Raw genomic sequence first — 1174 nt, 5'->3', positions numbered from 1 at the left:
GTTGATGTTGTCCTTGAGGTCGGCGACCTCGCCGGAGGCGTCGACGGTGATGGAGCGGGTGAGGTCGCCGGCGGCGACGGCGCTGGTGACCTCGGCGATCGCCCGGACCTGCCGGGTGAGGTTGCCGGCCAGGCCGTTGACGTTCTCGGTGAGGCGCTTCCAGGTGCCGGAGACGCCCTCGACCTCGGCCTGGCCGCCGAGCCGCCCCTCGCTGCCGACCTCCCGGGCGACCCGGGTGACCTCGGCGGCGAAGGCGGAGAGCGTGTCGACCATGGTGTTGATGGTGGTCTTGAGTTCCAGGATCTCGCCGCGCGCGTCGACGTCGATCTTGCGGGTCAGGTCGCCCTTGGCGACGGCGGTGGTGACCTGGGCGATGTTGCGGACCTGGCTGGTGAGGTTGTGCGCCATCGAGTTGACGCTGTCGGTGAGGTCCTTCCAGGTGCCGGCGACGTTGGGCACGCGGGCCTGGCCGCCGAGGGTGCCCTCGGTGCCGACCTCCCGGGCCACCCTCGTGACCTCGTCGGCGAACACCGACAGGGTGTCGACCATGGTGTTGATCGCCCCGGCCAGCGCGGCGACCTCGCCCTTCGCCTCCACGGTGATCTTGCGGGAGAGGTCCCCGCGGGCCACCGCGGTGGCCACCTCGGACATCGAGCGGACCTGCCCGGTGAGGTTGGAGGCCATCACGTTGACGTTGTCGGTGAGGTCCTTCCACGTCCCCGACACGCCCCGTACGGTCGCCTGCCCGCCGAGGTTGCCCTCCGTGCCCACCTCCCGCGCCACCCGGGTGACCTCGTCGGCGAAGGCCGACAGCTGGTCGACCATCGTGTTGATGGTCTCCTTCAGCTCCAGGATCTCCCCGCGCGCGTCGACCCGGATCTTCTGCGACAGGTCGCCCTCCGCCACCGCCGTCGTCACCGACGCGATCGAGCGCACCTGCGCGGTCAGGTTGTCGGCCATCACGTTCACGGACTCGGTCAGGTCCCGCCAGGTCCCCGAGACGTCCCGCACGTCCGCCTGCCCGCCCAGCCGGCCCTCGGTACCCACCTCCCGCGCCACCCGGGTCACCTCCCCGGCGAACGAACTCAGCTGGTCGACCATCGTGTTGATCGTGGTCTTGAGCTCCAGGATCTCCCCGCGCGCATCCACCCGGATCTTCTGCGACAGGTCGCCG

General features: G+C 70.6%; 1 protein-coding gene. It reads right to left on the bottom strand.

Annotation, left to right across the window (positions count from 1 at the left end; all coding sequences use genetic code 11):
- Positions 1–1174 (bottom strand): HAMP domain-containing protein (locus tag ACWGB8_RS38605; RefSeq protein WP_452218312.1); only part of this gene is annotated, 1174 nt, incomplete at both ends.

The sequence above is a fragment of the Kitasatospora sp. NPDC054939 genome (assembly GCF_053610105.1).
The sequence above is the reverse complement of the archived record's forward strand: the minus strand, read 5'-3'. Positions and strand labels throughout refer to the sequence as shown.